At 61.4% G+C, this 17,866-nt stretch carries 14 protein-coding genes and 1 pseudogene; 1 reads left to right on the top strand and 14 read right to left on the bottom strand.

Annotation, left to right across the window (positions count from 1 at the left end):
- From JJ869_RS15510 to JJ869_RS15555, 10 genes and pseudogenes are all read right to left on the bottom strand, one after another.
- Positions 1 to 533: CmpA/NrtA family ABC transporter substrate-binding protein (locus tag JJ869_RS15510; protein ID WP_292268456.1), on the bottom strand; the 533-nt coding region annotated here is incomplete at its 3' end.
- A gap of 268 nt (positions 534 to 801) precedes the next feature.
- Entirely contained in the window at positions 802 to 1,974 is a 1,173-nt protein-coding gene (locus JJ869_RS15515) for a CmpA/NrtA family ABC transporter substrate-binding protein (RefSeq protein ID WP_292268457.1), read from the bottom strand.
- Positions 1,971 to 2,555, bottom strand: coding sequence for an ANTAR domain-containing protein (locus JJ869_RS15520; RefSeq protein WP_292268473.1), 585 nt, complete (start codon positions 2,553 to 2,555; stop codon positions 1,971 to 1,973). The genes JJ869_RS15515 and JJ869_RS15520 overlap by 4 nt, the downstream gene beginning before the upstream one ends.
- A gap of 164 nt (positions 2,556 to 2,719) precedes the next feature.
- A pseudogene (locus JJ869_RS15525) lies at positions 2,720 to 5,761 on the bottom strand (efflux RND transporter permease subunit).
- Between the two features lie 10 nt (positions 5,762 to 5,771).
- Positions 5,772 to 6,803: an efflux RND transporter periplasmic adaptor subunit gene (locus JJ869_RS15530; protein WP_292268458.1), complete on the bottom strand. Its 1,032-nt coding sequence runs from the start codon at positions 6,801 to 6,803 to the stop codon at positions 5,772 to 5,774.
- A gap of 161 nt (positions 6,804 to 6,964) precedes the next feature.
- On the bottom strand, positions 6,965 to 8,461 hold the full coding sequence (locus JJ869_RS15535) for a TRAP transporter large permease (RefSeq protein ID WP_292268460.1): 1,497 nt from the start codon (positions 8,459 to 8,461) through the stop codon (positions 6,965 to 6,967).
- Positions 8,458 to 9,042 (bottom strand): TRAP transporter small permease subunit, encoded by a 585-nt coding sequence (locus JJ869_RS15540; protein WP_292268462.1) that lies wholly within the window; start codon positions 9,040 to 9,042, stop codon positions 8,458 to 8,460. Before JJ869_RS15540 ends, JJ869_RS15535 begins: the two co-directional genes overlap by 4 nt.
- A 63-nt stretch (positions 9,043 to 9,105) precedes the next feature.
- A complete protein-coding gene (locus JJ869_RS15545; RefSeq protein ID WP_292268463.1) occupies positions 9,106 to 10,140 on the bottom strand; it encodes a TRAP transporter substrate-binding protein in 1,035 nt (344 codons plus the stop codon).
- Between the two features lie 65 nt (positions 10,141 to 10,205).
- On the bottom strand, positions 10,206 to 10,937 hold the full coding sequence (locus JJ869_RS15550) for an SDR family oxidoreductase (protein WP_292268464.1): 732 nt from the start codon (positions 10,935 to 10,937) through the stop codon (positions 10,206 to 10,208).
- 81 nt (positions 10,938 to 11,018) lie between these two features.
- Positions 11,019 to 12,800: an IlvD/Edd family dehydratase gene (locus JJ869_RS15555; RefSeq protein WP_292268465.1), complete on the bottom strand. Its 1,782-nt coding sequence runs from the start codon at positions 12,798 to 12,800 to the stop codon at positions 11,019 to 11,021.
- A gap of 90 nt (positions 12,801 to 12,890) precedes the next feature.
- Between JJ869_RS15555 and JJ869_RS15560 the strand changes: the two genes are divergently transcribed.
- Complete coding sequence (locus JJ869_RS15560; protein WP_292268467.1) at positions 12,891 to 13,232, top strand: RidA family protein; 342 nt, start codon at positions 12,891 to 12,893, stop codon at positions 13,230 to 13,232.
- Here JJ869_RS15560 and JJ869_RS15565 read toward each other — a convergent pair.
- The 4 genes from JJ869_RS15565 to JJ869_RS15580 form a co-directional block, all read right to left on the bottom strand.
- Complete coding sequence (locus JJ869_RS15565; protein ID WP_292268469.1) at positions 13,223 to 14,203, bottom strand: 2-dehydropantoate 2-reductase; 981 nt, start codon at positions 14,201 to 14,203, stop codon at positions 13,223 to 13,225. The genes JJ869_RS15560 and JJ869_RS15565 overlap by 10 nt on opposite strands.
- A gap of 144 nt (positions 14,204 to 14,347) precedes the next feature.
- Positions 14,348 to 15,877 (bottom strand): acyl--CoA ligase, encoded by a 1,530-nt coding sequence (locus JJ869_RS15570; RefSeq protein ID WP_292268470.1) that lies wholly within the window; start codon positions 15,875 to 15,877, stop codon positions 14,348 to 14,350.
- A 165-nt stretch (positions 15,878 to 16,042) separates the two neighbouring features.
- Positions 16,043 to 17,554, bottom strand: a complete 1,512-nt coding sequence (locus JJ869_RS15575; RefSeq protein ID WP_292268471.1) for a tripartite tricarboxylate transporter permease — start codon at positions 17,552 to 17,554, stop codon at positions 16,043 to 16,045.
- Positions 17,555 to 17,578: 24 nt separating this feature from the next.
- The coding region (locus tag JJ869_RS15580; protein WP_292268472.1) for a tripartite tricarboxylate transporter TctB family protein at positions 17,579 to 17,866 on the bottom strand (288 nt) is incomplete at its 5' end.

Consider the following 17,866-nt stretch of genomic DNA (forward strand, 5'->3'; position numbering starts at 1 on the left):
CAATAGCGCAGTTCATAATTGTGGGTCGACACCGGGAAGACCATGCCCATGTTGAACGGCTGACCATTGGCGTTGAACTCTTCGATCACCGGCTTCAACGCCTCGGCCGAGATCGGGTGCTGCGGGCGGCCATCATCCATTTTCGGGATATGCGGCAGCATCTTTTCCCAGACCTCGTTCGACACGGTGATGCCGTTGCCGTTCAGGTCCATGGAAAACGGCGTCACGATATGCGCTTCGGTGCCGTAGCCGATAGTGGCGGCCAGTGGCTGACCGGCAAGCATATGCGCCCCGTCAAGCTGGCCGTCGATCACCCCGTCCAGAAGCACTTTCCAGTTCGCCTGCGCCTCCAGCGTGACGAACAATCCCTCGTCCAGGAAATAACCTTGCTCATAGGCAACGGCGAGAGGGGCCATATCGGTCAGCTTGATGAAGCCAAACGTCAGTTCGTCTTTTTCAAGTTCAAGCAATTCGGCAAACGAAGGGCTCGCAAGCGCTGTGGTGGCGACGAGGCTCAGAAAGAGCTTTCTCATGGTATGTCCTTTCGACATGCGCGATCTTTCAGGGAGAAGAAAAGACCGCGCAGAAACAGAAAAAGGGCCGACACTAACCTCCGGATGGTTCCGGCGGAAAGTGAGCGACCCTGCTCAGATATTCCCAGTCATGGGAGGAATTCGTTTTGCCCACACCGTTGTGAGCACGCTCAACGTGTGCCGCAGCGCAGCGACGATTCCCAATTAATTCTTCAAAAGAAAGCAGTCGACCGTGTCAGCGCAGTTCAACAGCACAAAAAATGAGCGCTCACTCCAGAGGAAAGTCGAAAACCCGGGCATCGAAAAAGCGGTTTGGCAACAGCGTCAGACTGCCACACGCCGATGCCACTGGCGTCGCATGCCGAATCGCACCTTCAACTTTCTCGGAAGCGCCGGGCAAATCGCAGCCCGTTCCAGCCATGTGCGTCCGGTAGAGATCGGTGCGATAGACCTTGGAGATGACGTCGATGGAAGGCGCATTGTCTGTCCCATGATGCTTGGCAAGATGGTGGCCAATCCATTTGGCCTGGCTCCGCCACGGAAAACTCGCCGCGCCCTCGTGGAACAGCAGGAAACGGGCAACCGATCTCTGCTCACCCCGACTTGAGACCACAAGATCCCCCGACAAGGCGCGGTCGATCAGTTCGGCTGAAACGTTGAGATAGGATTTTCTCGACAGCAACGTCGCCGCCGCCAATCGGGCGTCTGGGTCAGCCAGCCAGCGACCCGCGCGCCACACCGCACGCATCAACCGCCCGGAAAGGTCGGGTTCGGTCTCGGCCCAAGCTGTGCGCACCGCAAGCACCTTCTCCGGGGCAAAGCTCCAGATGGATGCGCCAGGCAGCAAAAGCGCACCCGAGCCTTGCTCAACGGCTACAGACCCCCAAGGTTCACCAACACAAAACGCATCCACATCGCCCGCGGCCAAAGCATTGGTCATCAACGGCGGAGGCACGGTGCGGATCACGATGCCATCAGGCCCAAGATCGGTTGCGGCACTCCAATACCGCAGAAGTTCGACATGCATTGAAAACGGGAAAGGCACGCCAAAGATGATCGGCCTGTCCCGAACTTCGGCCAAAGCGCGCGCTGCTTTCACAGGATCGGCAAAGTCGAACTCAAAGCCATTGGCGCGGAGCTTCTCTTCCAGCGGCTTACCCACGCCAATGACATTGCCATTGACCGACAGGACCGATACCGCGCTCAGCGCCGTGGCCACACCGCCCAGCCCCATCGCCATGGCAATCGGCACGGGCGACAGCATATGCGCGGCATCCACACGCCCAAACGCCAGCATGTCACGCACCGAAGACCAGGACGGAGCGGCGATCAGGTCAAGCGCGATACCTTCCGCATCCGCAAACCCCATTTCCTGCGCAACGATCAGTGGCGCGGCATCGACCAGCGGCATATAGGCGACAGGAACCGTGACCCGCGTCATCCCAACAATCCCGCCGCAGTGACCAGCGCCTCGGCCACATCGGCGACACGACGTCCCCGGTCCATGGCGGTCTTGCGCAACAGCGCATAAGCCGCGTCTTCGTCGATGCCCTTGGCCTTCATGAGCAGGCCCTTGGCGCGATCAATGACCTTGCGCTCTTCCAGCGCGCGCCGCGTCTCGGCCAATTCGTTGCGCATCTGGCGCACCATGGCAAAGCGCGCGATGGCCGTATCCATCACAGGTTTTATGCGCGCGGGTGCAAGCCCGTCGACCACATAGGCCGAAACGCCCGCTTCGATCGCCGCTGCCGCCAGACCGTCGGAATTTCCCGAGACGAACATCGCCACGGGCCGTTCCAACGGCCCCGAGGCAAGGGTCAGCTCCTCCAGCATGTCGCGCGTCGGATTGTCGATATCAATCAGGACAATATCGGGACCATAAGCTGCGATCTTGCGCTCCAGACCGCTGGAATCGCCAACAACAAGGACGTCGCAGGCACAGGCGTCCTTGAGGGCGTCAACGATGGCTATGGCTCTGTCGCGGTCGTGTTCGACGACGACAATCCGGATCGAGGTCTGCATGGTCAGGATGTGCAACAGGTCATTCGGCAGATGCAATCATCGACATGCACAGCGGTGCAGCACACCAACGGAATTCGAGCCGCCGCAAAAACTCTGCCCGCAAAATGAGCGAAACATCCAAATTGAACACCAACCAAGCCAGGCCGCGGGACACCATTTGACCATCACGCAGGCTGGGCCTGTGCCTCCGCACTTCGCTTGAAAAAGGCGTAGTAGAACACAGGGGCCGCCACCAGCGTGAGGATCGATGCAAACGCGAGCCCGCCCATGATCGTGACCGCCATCGACTGGAAGAACGCGTCCCAGATCAGCGGCAACATTCCCAGAATGGTCGTAGCCGCAGCCAGGATCACGGGCCGCAGACGCGATGTAGAGGCCTCCACAATCGTGTCCTTCAAATCCTGATCCGGCTTTTCGGCCCGCACGATGTCGATTTCTTCCACCAGAACGATCCCGTTCTTGATCAGCATCCCCGACAGCGACAACAGCCCCAAAAGTGCGGTGAAGGTGAACGGGTACCCGGTGCCCAGCAAAGCCAGACTGACGCCGTTCACCGACATCGGAACCAGCAGCCAGATGATCAGCGGTTGCCGCAGCGCGTTGAAAAGCAGAACCGAGATCACCACCATGATGATCAGGCTCATCGGCAATTGCCGCCCAAGGCTGGCCTGCGCGTCGGACGAGCTTTCCAGCTCTCCGCCCCATTCCATCTTGTAGCCCGCAGGCAGGTCCATCGCCTCAATGGTCTCGGTCACCTCGGCCTGCACCTGTGCGGCGGTCAGCCCTTTGACGATATCCGCGCCCACGGTGATCGTCAGCAACCGGTCCCGCCGCATCAGCAGCGTGTTCTGCGCCTCGAATTTGAATCCATCCGTCACCTGTTCCAGCGGCACCGATGTCTGCGCATTCTGCGAATAGACCACGTAATCGGTCAGAGCGAGCCCCGCCTCGGGGTCAGCGCGCAGAACGATGGGGATCTGCCGCTCCCCCTCCCGGTACACCCCGGCATCGATACCCGTAGTCGCAAAGCGCAGGATGGTTGTGATGTCGTCACGGGTGATCCCTGCCTCCTGCGCGCGGTCCGTGGCGTAAACCGGCTTGAGCACAAGCTCTTGTTCCCGCCAGTCGATGCGCGGGGCAACGATGTTGTCCGATGCAGCGATCAGCCGTGCCATTGCCTCGTCCGCCAGATCGCGCAGAACAACCGCATCCGGCCCCGAGAACCGCACCTGAATCGGGTCACCCCCACCGGGTCCAAAGGCAAGCCGCTTGGCGCGGAATTCGCCTTGCGGCAGGTTTTCAGCGGCAAAGGCCTCAATCTCGGCTATCAGCGGCGCGATCTGGTCGATGCTTTCGGTGCGCACGATGATATGGCCGTAACTCGGGTTCGGGTCTTCGGCCTGATAGGTCAGCATGAACCGATCCGCGCCGCGCCCGACAAAGGCGCTGGCAGAGACGACATCCTCCTGTTCGGCCAGCCAGTCCTCGAACACCATGAGATCGCGCGATGTCTCTGCGATCGACGCCCCCTGCTCCAGCTTGTAATGCACAAAGAACAGCGGCGTGTTGCTGTCGGGAAAGAACTGCTGCTTGATCTGGCCAAACAGCATGAATCAAACAACCGTGATCCCCATGAGCCCGACAATCACAAGCCACCATGTGCGCAACGCGCCGCGCAGGACCGCGCCATAAAGCCGGAACATCGCGCCGCCATAGGCGTCGTCATCCCCGCTCGCACCGCGCTTGAAGAAATAGTGCCCCAGCAAAGGCGTCGCCGTCAGCGCAAGCACCCATGAGAGCAAAAGCGAAATCCCGATCACCGCGAACAGCGAGAACAGGAATTCCCCCGTCGCATCCGGGCTGAGGCCGATACCCGCAAAGGCCATGATCCCGATCACCGTGGCCCCAAGCAGCGGAATTTGCGTCTTGCTGGCCGCCTCATCCGCTGCAGCCCGGCTGTCCTTGCCCCGTCGCATCGCGATCTGCATGCCTTCCGCAACAACGATGGCATTGTCGACCAGCATCCCCATGGCAATGATCAATGCGCCCAGCGAAATCCGCTCCATCTCGATGGCAAAGACCGCCATGAAGAACAGCGTTCCGACCACGGTCAAAAGCAGCGTCACGCCGACAACAATCGCAGCCCGCCATCCCATGAAAAGCGCAAGCACGATGACAACGATGGTTACCGACATTGCAAGGTTGACCAGGAACGCGTTGGACGCCTCTTCCACCACCACGTGCTGCTGGTAGATCGGCTGCAGTTCCACCCCCACCGGGATTTGTGGCGCAAGCTCGGCCAGCTTGGCGTCGGCACGCTTGCCAACATCGACGATGTTCTCCGAACCGATCCCGGCGATCCCCAATGCAAAGGCTTCGACCCCATTGTGGCGAATGATCAGGTCTGGCGTGTCTTCGCGCGCGCGGTAAACATCGGCAAAATCGAAGAGGTTGAGCACTTCTCCGCCAACCCCAACGGTCAGGCCCGCGATCTCCTGCACGGTGTCATAGCCATCCGGCCCCTGGATGAGCGTGCGTCCATCCACATCCTGGATCGACCCGCCATCCACAACCGAATTGGTCGTCGCCAAAGCCTGCTGAATCGCGGCGGGCGGAATGTTCAGGTTGCTGCTCAGAACAAGCTTCGGTTCAACGTAGATCACTTCGTCCGGCACACCCGACAGCGCCACATCGGCAACCCCGTCCACAGACAGCAATTCGCGCCGCAGAAAAGTTGAAAGCTCGTAAATCTCGGCATCGGTAAAACCGGGGGCTGTCACGGCATAGTAGATGCCGAACACGTCCCCAAAACCGTCATTCACAAACGGTCGGCCGGTGCCTGATGGCAGTCGCGCCGCATTCACCCGGTTGCGCAGCTTGGTCCAGATTTCGGGCAATTCCTCGCCGTCATAGGTGTCTTTCATGTCCACGCTGATGCGCGACAGCCCGGGCTGGTTGACGGACCGGACTTCCTTGACCTCGGACATCTTCTGGATTTCGGATTCCAGTGGCTCCGTCACCTCGCGCGCCACCTGCTGCGCGCTGGCGCCGGGGTATTCAGTGACCACCACAGCGGTTTTGATGGTAAACGCCGGGTCTTCCAACCGACCCAACGAAAAGAAGCCCCAGATGCCGCCCAGCAGGGCCGCCAACATGATAAGCCATGTGAGAATGGGGCGGTCGATGGACGCTTTTGCAATATTCATGGCGCGGCGCTCAGTTCGAGAAGCCGGTGAACCGCTTCACGCGATCCCCGTCGGCCAATTGGCTGGCGCCGCAGGCAACGATCTCTTCACCCGGCTGCAAGCCTTCCGTCACGCGCACATCACCACGAATGGTCGGCTCCACCGTGACTGGACGGCGCGCAACCGTGCCCTCGTCCGCGCCAGTCGGCGTGAACACCATCACGGTCGGGCTGCCATCATTCGTCGTGCTGACCGCCGACGCGGGGATCACGATGTCCTGCACCTCGCCATTCAGCGTGGCATACACCGTCACCGACGATCCCGGCAGGATTGTCTTGCCCTCGGGTGGGGTCATGCCAAGGGTAATCCGATAGGTCTGCCCGATTTGCGAGGTTTCGGCGTTGAATTCGCGCGGCATTACGGAATACCGGGTATCATCTGTCGGAAACTGCGCCCACAGTTCCACATTGGGGTCCGTGCCTGCGCGCTGAAACAGCACCTCGGGCACGTCGATCTCGATCCGCAGATCAGACATGTCATGCAGTCGCGCAATCGGGTTTCCCGCACCGATGGTCGAGAAATTGGCCACATTGCGCGACGCCACGAGCGCGTCGAACGGGGCCAGAAGTGTCGCGTTGTTCAGCTCGCGTTCGGCATTGCGCACCGCGATCTCGGCCAGTTGCAACGAGGTTTCCGCATCATCCACTGTGACCTGACTCACCGTGCTGCCCTGCAGTTTCTGCAACCGCTCGACTGTGCGTTCCGCCTGATCCTTCTGCACCCGCGCCTGATCCAGCGCCAGCTCGAACGGCTCCAGATCCAGTTGTGCCACCACAGTGCCCTTGTCGATCCGCGCGCCTTCGATCACCGGCAGCTCAACGATCTGCCCACCGACCTGAAACGCCAGATCAACGGTTTCCTTGGCCACCACATGCCCAAAGAACTGCCGCGTCACGGCGCTGTCACCGGATTGCACCTCGATGATCTTGGCCAGTCGCATGTCCTGCGCCATAGAGGCGATCGGACTGAGAACCAGAAAAAGAAGAACAAACAGACGGCCCATGACAGATCTCCAGATTTCGCGCGAGGCTAACACGGAAACGATCTATGTCCTGTGACGTTCCCGTAAAACTTCGCCAATATCTAAACTGATCGGTTCAGTTTGCCAGATCTATTCCTGCGCTATGGCGTGAAACATCTGTGCGCTGATGCGCAGATGTCCGGTCAGTAAAGCCAAAACAGCGTAATAGCGGGAAACAACACCAGCAGGATCACCCGCACCAGATCGGACGCAACGAACCAGATCACCGCCTTGTAGGTCTCCATCATCGGGGTGTTGCGATCCATCGAATTGATGATGAACAGGTTCATCCCCACCGGCGGCGTGATCAGACCGACCTCAACCACGATCAACACGAGAATACCAAACCAGATCGCCACCCATTCCGCCTCGATCCGGTTCGCCATGCCTTGGGTCACACGAATGTCCAGCGCCTGCATCTGCTCGCGCGTCAACTCCATCCCCGCCGCCATGGCCGACTGTATCGACGCCAGCATTTCCTGCGTCATGCCCTCGGGAACGCCCGCCGCCAGCACGTCGCGCGCCGCATCCGCCTGCATCATCGCCAAGTCGACAAAGCCGAAATCCATGACTGAAATCACAGGGAAAAAGATCGGGATCGTGAGCAGGATCATCGACAGGCTGTCCATCAGACAGCCGAACACAAGGTAGAAGAGCAGGATCAACGACAGCACCATGAACGGGCTGAGTCCCATCTCGACCACCCAGTTCGACAACTCCTGCGGCACCTGTGTCAACGCCAGAAAGCCGTTGTAGAATGCCGCCCCCAGCACGATGAAAAAGATCATCGCGGTGCTGACCGCCGTCTGAATGATGCTCTGCTTGAACACGTCCCAGCTCAGATTGCCCGACAGCAGCGCAATCAGCCCGGTCCCCGCTGCCCCCACAGCCGCCCCCTCGGTCGGTGTGAACCAGCCTAGATAAATACCACCGACAACAAGCCCGAACACAAGCAAGACTGGCCAAACGTCGATCAACGCCCGCACCCGCGCCGCATAGGGCACAGGGTCACGATGCCCCGCCGCTTCGGGGTGCCGCCGCACATAAAGCGAAATCGTGATCATGTAGCCGATGGCGGCCAAAACGCCCGGAATAAACGCCGCCAGAAACAGCTTGGCGATGTTCTGTTCCGTCAGGATCGCATAGATCACGAGGATCACCGAGGGCGGGATCAGGATGCCCAAAGTACCCCCTGCCGCGAGGGTTGCGGTGGAAAATCCGCCCGAATAGCCGTTGCGCCGCAACTCCGGCAAGGCCACCCGGCTCATCGTCGCCGCGGTGGCCAGCGACGATCCGCAGATCGCGCCAAAGCCCGCACAGGCCCCGACCGACGCCATGGCTACCCCGCCCTTGCGATGCCCCAGCCACGATTCCGCCGCCTTGAACAGCGCCTGCGACATGCCCGACAGAGTCGCGAACTGGCCCATCAACAGGAAGATCGGAATGATCGACAGCGAATAACTGGAAAAGGTCGAATAGGTCTCGGACTTCAGCCGTGCCAGCACCACGTCCGGACTGCCCAGCGCCAGCCACAGCCCGCCGATCCCGCAGAGCATCATCGCAAGCCCGATGGGCGCCCGCAGGAAAATCAGCGCCAACAGGACCGGAAAGGACCAGATGCCAAGTTCCAGCATGCTCATGCCGCATCCGCCCCCGGGGCTGGCAGGATCGACCGTCCGGTAGCGGCATAGGTCACGCGGCCCACCGAACAATAAAGTGCTGTGACCGAGGCCGCCAATGCGGCAACGAAACTGGCGGCATAGGCCCACCAGACCGGGAATTGCAGCAGGAACGACGTCTCACCATTGCCGAGCTTGTCGAGAAGCCCGGCGAACAGACGCCATGTGATCAGCCAGATCACCAGCGTCAGAACCACGTCCCAGAACGCGATCAGCCACGCATTGGCCTTGCCCGACAGCCGTGACGTGAACACATCCACAGTCGCATGCCCGGCATAAAGCTGGCAGATCGGCAGGAACGCGAAGATCGAAAACGCGATCCCCGCTTCGACCAGCTCGAAATCCCCTGTCACCGGCCCGACCCCGCTGGCGATCAGCCAATCGGCAAAGCCCTGTGCCATCGAGGTCAGCCAGCCGGAATGTCCCATGGAGTTCAGACCGCGCCCCAAAACCGACACGCAGGTCAGAAGCACAAGGGCCACCATCACGACACCGCCAAAAACCGCCATGCCCCGCGCGAGGCGCTCAATCGCCGTCTTCATGCCGCTCTGCCCCTCGCCGTCTTGTGCGTCGCCCAACCCTGTGGCCGGGCGACGCGCCACGCTTTACTGCGTGTTGTGCTTGTCCAAAAGCTCTTTCGCCCGCGCGATCACAGCATTTCCGTCAATGCCCTTCTCATCCATCTCGGAAATCCACTCGGCTGTCGTGGAAGCGGCAGCTTCGCGCCACGGACCGGCATCCGCTTCGGAAATCGTGATCAGATTGTTGCCCATATCGAGCGCCGCCTCCCGCGACGGCGTGTCATCCGCCTGCATCTGCGTTCCCGCCATGCGGCTGAACTCGGCCCCCGATTGGGAATCGATGGCCGCCTTGAGATCATCTGGCAGGCTCTCGTACTTTTCCTTGTTCATCGCAAAGATGAAGGTGGTGGTATAAATCGCCGGTCCCTCGAACTCGGTGTGGTTCTCGACCAGTTCCGCCACCTTGAGCGCGCCCGTCACCTCCCACGGGATCACGGTCGCATCCACGACCCCCTTGGACAGCGCCTCGGGGATGGCTGGCACCGGCATGCCCACGGTGGTTGCCCCAAGATTGGTGAACAGCTTGTTCGTCACCCGGGTCGGCGCACGTAGCTTGACGCCATTCAGATCACCGGGCGTGGTGATCGGATCGGCGGAATGGATCACGCCGGGACCATGCACCCAGACCCCCAGCACTTTGAAATCGGCAAAGTCCTGATCCATCATCTGCTCTTCGGCCAATTCCCAATAGGCGGCCGACATGTCGCCCGCATCGGTCATGGTGAAGGGCAGTTCGAACACCTCGGCGCGCGGGAAGCGGCCCGGCGTATACCCCGCCACCGTCCAGATGATGTCGGCCACGCCATCAATCGCCTGGTCGATCAGCTGCGGCGGCGTGCCCCCCAGCTGCATCGACGGGAAATGCTGGATCTCGATCCGGCCACCGGACGCGTCCATCACCCGCTCTGCCCAGGGCACCAGCACATTCTTCGGCACATTGGCCTGCGCCGGCAGGAACTGGTGCATCCGCAGCGTCACCTCCTGCGCAAAGGCGCCTGAGCCCAGCGTCAGCGCCAGGGCCGTGGTTCCAGCGAGCCTGAGAAATGCGCGCTTGATCATGGTAATCTCCTCCCAATTGTCTGACGGCATAAACGCACGAAGCTCTGCCCGAATCCAAGGGAAATCTAGCCGCGCCCGATATAGGGCATGGTGGTCGCCATCACCGTCATGAACTGCACATTGGCATCCAGCGGCAGGCTGGCCATGTGCAGAACCGACGACGCCACATGCGCCACATCCATCACCGGCTCCACCGGTTTGCCTGCGTCGATCGCCTGCGAACGTAAGCCGTGCACGATCTCGGTCTCCGCATTGCCGATATCGATCTGCCCACAAGCGATGTTGAACGCCCGCCCATCCAGCGACAGCGTCCGCGTGAGCCCCGTGATCGCATGCTTCGACGCCGTATAGGGCACAGACCCCCAGCGCGGCACATGGGCCGAGATCGAGCCGTTGTTGATGATCCGCCCGCCCTGCGGGTCCTGCCGCCGCATCTGCGCAAAAGCCGCCCGCGCACAGAGAAAACTGCCCGTCAGGTTCACGTCGATGCACCGTTTCCAATCCTCCAGCGGGATCTCGTCAATGGTCGCCCCGAACACGCCCGTGCCTGCATTGTTGAACAGCGCATCAAGCCGCCCCCAACGCTCCACAACCGTGGCAAAGGCAGCCTCCACCGCCGCCGCGTCGGTCACGTCACAGGGCAGCGCCAGCGCCGCCTCCGACCCCGCCGCAATCTCCTCAAGCGGTGCCGCCCGTCGCCCGATCAGCCCGACGCGCCAACCCGCGCCCAGAAACGCCTCGGCACAGGCGCGGCCAATCCCGCTCCCCGCCCCAGTGATGATGATCGTCTGTCCCATGCCCCCTCCCATGCTTCATCTTGCCAAATAAACTCCGGGGGAGTCCGCCAAAGGCGGACGGGGGCAGCGCCCCCTACCCCGTCAGTGATTGTCGCGCGGCAAATCCTTGGCGATCCGCTGATAGGCCGTCGCCAACTCAAGGCATCCGCCATCTTCCAATTGCCCGACATGGCGTCGATAGATCTCCTGCCACGGCGTCTGATTGACGATCTCGGGCGCCTGCCACGCCGCCTTGCGCGCCTCCCACTCGGCGTCATCCACCAAGGCGTTCAGGGTCGAGGCATTCAGATCCAGACGCACCCGGTCCCCGGTTTGCAGATAGGCCAATCCGCCCCCCACAACCGCCTCGGGCGATGCGTTCAGGATCGACGGGCTCTCCGACGTCCCCGATTGCCGCCCATCCCCCACCGTCGGCAGATGATTGATCCCAGCCTTCACCAGCGCATCAGGCGGCTGCATGTTCACCACCTCGGCTGATCCGGGATAGCCCACACAGCCGACATTGCGGATGAACAGCATGCATGCCTCGTCGATCGCCAACTCGGGATCGTTGATCCGGTCGTGGTAATCCTCAGGCCCCTCGAACACGATCGCCCGCGCCTCGAACACGCCTTCCGCGCCGGGTGTCGACAGGAACCGCTTGCGGAAATCGGCGGAAATCACGCTGGTCTTCATGAGCGCCGAGTCAAACAGGTTCCCCGACAGCACCTTGAACCCCGCCTTGTCGCGCAGCGGCGCGTCATAGGTCGTGATCACGTCCCGGTCCAAACTCTCCCAAGACGCCAGCACATCCCCCAACCGCTGCCCCGAGGCCGTCATCACCCCCTCATGCAACCGCCCAGCCTTGCGCAATTCACCCATCACCGCAGGCACCCCGCCCGCGCGGTAAAAACTCTCGCCCAGATATTCGCCTGCCGGCTGCATGTTGACCATCAGTGGAACGTCGAACCCGATCTTCTCCCAATCGGTCACATCCAACTCCACCCCCGCATGTCGCGCAATCGCCTGCAGATGCGGTGGTGCGTTGGTCGATCCCCCAATGGCCGCATTAACCACAATCGCATTCTCGAACGCCTCGCGTGTCAGGATGTCCGACGGCTTCAGATCGTCCAGCACCATCTGCACACATCGCTTGCCGGTCTCATAGGCCATCGCCATACGCTCGCGGAACGGCGCCGGGATCGCCGAATTGCCCGGCAACGACATGCCCAGCGCCTCGGCCATCGCGTTCATCGTGCTCGCCGTTCCCATCGTGTTGCAATGCCCCAAGGAGGGAGACGAGGCACAGGCCAGCTCCATGAACTCGGCGTAGCCGATCTCGCCCCGCGCCATCAGGCGCCGCCCTTCCCAGATCGTCGTGCCCGACCCTGCGCGCTTGCCCTTGTACCAGCCATCCAGCATCGGACCGCCATTGAGCGCAATCGCCGGAATATCCATCGTCGCCGCCCCCATGAGCTGCGCCGGCGTGGTCTTGTCACATCCCGTGGTCAGCACGACCCCGTCGATGGGATAGCCATGCAGCACTTCGACAAGGCTCAGATAGGCAAGGTTCCGGTCCAACGCCGCCGTCGGGCGCTTGCCGGTCTCCTGGATCGGATGCACAGGGAACTCCATCGGAATACCCCCACCATCGCGAATCCCCGCCTTGATCCGGTCCATCAGGAACACATGGATCTTGTTGCAGGGTGCCAGATCCGACCCGGTGTTGGCGATCCCGATAATCGGCTTTTCGGCCTGCAATTCCCCTTGGGTGAAGGACTGGTTCTGATAGCGCTCCAGATAAAGCGCCGTCATGCCCGGATTGTTGGGATTGTCGAACCATTCCTGTGACCGGAACCGCTTCTTCGCGCGCGTGTCGGACATCTGATCTCTCCCCTCATCTGTCCCCAGCGTTCTGGACAATCCGCGCGCCAACAGCAAGTGTCAGCGCAAACAACAGACAGGAGACACCCCATGATCGAACGGCAAGAGATCGGCACGCGGATGAGCAAGATCGTCAAACACAACGGCACCGTCTATCTCTGTGGTCAGGTCGGCGCAGGCGACACCGTGACCGAACAGACGCAGGACTGCCTCGCCCGCGTCGATGCACTGCTGAAACAGGCCGGATCGTCGCGCGAACAGATCCTGCAAGCTATCATCTGGGTCGCCGACATGGCCGATTTCGCCGAAATGAACGCCGTCTGGGACGCCTGGGTGCCCGAAGGCCAAGCTCCCGCCCGCGCCTGCGGGGAGGCCAAGCTGGCCCGCCCCGAACTCAAAGTCGAAGTGATCGTGACAGCGGCCTACGAATAAAGCCCGGCGGTCCGCGCCCGAAGCTGCACCAGCGCCAGCACCGTATCAATCGTCGGTGTTGGCACACCCACCACGCGGCCCAGCTCCTGCACCGATCCCACCAGCGCGTCGATTTCCATCGGGCGGCCCTGATCCAGATCCTGCAGCATCGACGTGCGGTGTGCGCCAACGGCCGCACCGCCATCAATGCGGCGCTCCACATCAATCGGGAACTTCACCCCCAGCGCCTCGGCAATCTCCTGCGCCTCGAGCATCATGCCCTTGGCCACCGCCCGCGTGCCCGGATCGGTGCAAAGCACATCCAGCGTCGCATGGGTCAAAGCCGAGATCGGATTGAACGACAGGTTGCCCCAAAGCTTCACCCAGATCTCGTCCCGCAACCGGGGCCGCACCGGCGCCTTGAGCCCCGCCGAAGAGAGCGCCTGCGACAGCGCCGTCGCGCGCTCCGACTTCGATCCGTCCGGCTCCCCCAGCGAGAAGCGATTGCCCTCGATATGCTTTACCACGCCGGGCTCGATCACTTCCGCCGCCGGATAGACCACACAGCCCAGCACCCGGTCCGGGCCGAACCCGTCCCATTGCGCATTGCCCGGATCGACCGACTCGAGCCGCGTACCTTCGTGTTCACCGCCGATCTTGTGGAAATACCACCACGGCACCCCGTTCACCCCCGACACAATTGTCGTGTTAGGCCCAATCAGCGGCTTCATCTTGTCTACGATCGGCGGCACCGAATGCGCCTTTAGGGTCACAATGATGTAATCCTGCACCCCCAGATCCGCCGGATTGTCCGAGGCGGTCACGGACACAACGGTCTCTTCCCCGCCCTCTTCGATCAGCTTCAAACCGTTGGCTTTCATCGCCGCCAGATGCGGCCCGCGCGCCACAAGGCTCACATCCGCCCCGGCCTGCGCCAGCTTGACACCCATATAGCCGCCAATGGCGCCCGCTCCGAATACGCAAATCTTCATCGCTCACCCGAAACGATCCGCTGGTTTTCCGCGAACCGCTCCCCCTTCATCTTGCCAAATAAACTCCCGCCGGAGGCTCCCTCTCGATCCATCCGACATCACCGCCGATCAAAGACGTAGGCCGGGCTGTCGCCCGGCACACTCTCACGCGGTCTCAACCAGCCCAAGCTTTTCCGCCAGACCGATCCGCTGCATCTTGCCAGTGGCCCCTTTTGGGATTTCGTCCAGAATGATCACCTTGCGCGGCACTTTGAAATCCGCCATGCGCTCGGCTGCGAAATCGCGGATCTCGCGCTCGGTCGCCTCGGTACCATCCTTCAGCACTACGGCAGCCGCTACTTCCTCACCCAGTTTCGGATGCGGCAGGGCAAAGGTCACCACCTGCGCAATCGCCGGGTGATCCAGAAGCACGCCATCCACCTCAAGCGGCGAGACCTTCTCGCCGCCGCGATTGATGATCTCTTTCAATCGCCCTGTCAGATGCAGGAACCCGTCTTCGTCGAACGCACCTTGGTCGCCAGTGCGGAACCAGCGCTTGCCATCCGCTTCAAAGAAGTTCTTGGCGTTGGCGTCGGGGTTGCTCTCATAGCCCGGTGTCACGTTCGGGCCGGAAATCACAACCTCGCCCGTCCCATCGACCAGGCGGTTTTCGGTCTCATGCGCCACGCGCACTTCGGGGCCAGCGGCCACACCCACCGCACCGGGTTTCTGCCGGTCAAACGGGTTGCAGCACATCTGGTGCGCCGCTTCGGTCATCCCGTAAGCCTCGATCACCGGCGCGTTGAAGGTCTCGCGCAGCTGCTCCATCACCTGTGCGGGCAAGGACGCCGACGAGGATCGCAGGAACCGCAACGGCACCTCCGCGATCACATCCGCATTGCGGCCTGCGCGGGTCAAAATCGCCTGATGCATGGTCGGCACCGCAGTGTACCATGTCGGCGTCGCATCGCGCATCCAGCCAAAGAAGCGCAGCGCGTCAAAGCCCGGCGCGCACCAGATCGACGCGCCGACCGACAGCGATGCCGACACGGCGGCGATCAACCCGTGAATGTGGAACAAAGGCATCACGTTCAGGCAGCGGTCGTCAGACGTCAGGTTCAAAGACGCCGCGATGTTATGCGCCGACGCCGCCACGTTCGACTGCAACAGCGGCACGATCTTCGGCCGCGATGTGGTGCCTGACGTGTGCAGGATCAGCGCCACATCGTCATCCGTCGGATCGCTGGCAGGCAGGGCATCGCCTGTCGCGTCATCGGCGGACAGGGTGAACGACCCAGCGGGCGCGCCTTCGGCCACAACCGTGCGCAGCACCATCAGCCCCAGGGACTGCGCCGCAGCCAGCGCCGGACCGTCATACCCGTCGCCCAACACAATCGCCTTTGCGCCAAGGTCCTCGAGGTAGAACTTGTACTCATCCTCGCGATACGCCGGATTCAGCGGGGCCGTCGTCGCCGCCTGCGCGATGGTCACAAACGCCGCCGCCATTTCCGGCCCGTTCGGCAGCACGATGGCCACCCGGTCGCTTGGCCCGATCCCGAAGCCGCGCAAGGACGCGCTCACCTGAGCCGACAGATCCCGCAGCCCGCCATAGCTGAGCCAATCCCGCCCCGGTGCACCCAAGGCCTTCGATCCGGCATCATGTCCCTCCAGCAGTGCTTTGACGTTGGTAGCCATAGTCCTGTCCCCTTTTAGTCAGTCGGTCCTGTTTCGTTATTCCATCGGAGCTGCGCCCCGTGATCCACCCTTGCCCCTATTTAACGGGGCGGAGCGCAAAGAAAAGCACTTCTATGGCAATTTACATTTGCGACATCGGTTCCCTGATGACGGCTAGCCGATGGATCACGCCGTTTTTTCCGACCGCTTGCGGCGCAGCAGCTTGATTGCCGGCAACAGGATCAGGATGATCGCGATCACGGTGATCGGCCCTGCGATGGGTCGGGTGAAAAAGATCATCGGATCACCCGAAGACAACAGCAGGGATTGGCGCATGGTCGGCTCGGCAATCGGGCCAAGCACAATCGCCAGAACAGCCGGTGCCAGCGGATAATCGAACTTGCGCAGCAAGAACGCCGAGAGCCCGAAAATAACGATCAGCCAGAGGTCGTGCATGCTGCGCGACGCGGCAAAGCCACCGACGATGGATAGCACGAAGATCAACGGCGCAAGGATGGTGAACGGCATCCGCAGCATCCACACAAAAAGCGGGATGAACGCGAGATTGATAATCAGCGCCGCGATGTTCGAGATGTAGAACGAACCGATCAGCCCCCAGACAAACTCGCTTTGGTCGACAAACAGACGAGGGCCCGGTGTCAGCCCCCAGATGACCATGCCACCCAGCAAGATCGCCGTTGTCGGAGACCCCGGAATGCCGAGTGTCAGCATCGGCAACATGGACCCTGTAGAGGCAGAGTTGTTCGCCGCCTCAGGCGCCGCAACCCCGTCCGGTGTACCCTTCCCGTATTCCTCGGGGTTCTTTGAGACCATCTTGGCTACACCGTAAGACATTAGGGACCCCGGTGTGGCGCCTGCGGCTGGCAGAACACCAACGAAGAACCCAAGCAACGAACCAATCCCGGTGCCTTTCCAACCTCTGCGCATCGCTTCTTTGGAATCTGACACCATGCCCTTCACGGTCATCTTGGGGTTTGTCGTTGTCACTTCACCGCGCGTCTGCTCGATGGTCCAAAGCATCTCGCCGATGCCGTAAACCCCGATGGCCAGCACGATAAAGCCGATCCCCCGCAGGAAGCCTTCGATCTCGAACAGTACGAGGCGCGGTTCGCCGGAGATGGTGTCAAACCCGACAGTGGCCAGCACCAGGCCAAGGCAGATCGAAAAGATCGTCTTCGGGATATCATCCCCACCAAGCCCCACAAAGGTTGCGAAGGCCAGAAGCATAAGCGCAAAGATCTCGGGCGGGCCAAACGAAAGCGCCATGGTCGCAAGGAGTGGCGCGAACAGGGTGAACAGGACGTTGGCAACCGTGCCCCCCACGAATGAGGCAATCGCCGCCGTCACCAAGGCAAGACTGGCCCGTCCCTGAAGCGCCAAAGGTCGCCCGTCAAACGTTGTGGCCACGGCGGTCGACGCGCCAGGTATGCCCATGGTGACCGATGAGATCGCGCCACCGTACATTGCCCCATAGTAGATGGCGGCCAGAAAGATGATGGCAGAGCCCGGAGGCACGAGAAACGTGATCGGCAAAAGGATCGCCACACCGTTCACAGACCCCAAACCCGGCATCGCCCCGATGAACAGGCCTACTGTGACGCCAATCAGAATGAGAAGAAGATTGAGCGGCTCAAGCGCAACGAGCACGCCATCGGCCAGAAAAGATAAAGCTTCCATGATGGTCCTTGGATCCTGGCTGCGTCAGTAAATGATGTCGTACATCACATCGAAGAACGGCTGTGTGAAAGGCAGGCCCTGTGGCATCGAAATCTGCATCGCCCCCTCGAAAAAGAAGAACAGGCCGATGGGCAGAATGATCGCGATGGCCAGTGTCAGCGCCCAGGAATGCCTGCCCAGGAACCGCAGGTAGTAGACAAAGAACAGCGCAACCGCGCCATACATCGACACCACCGAAATCAATGCGACAAACGCAGTGACCCCACCACCAACATGCAGCACCGTGCGCCAGCCAAACGAATCCATAAGCGG

The sequence above is a fragment of the Marivita sp. genome (genome assembly GCF_017643905.1).
Lineage (GTDB): Bacteria > Pseudomonadota > Alphaproteobacteria > Rhodobacterales > Rhodobacteraceae > Marivita.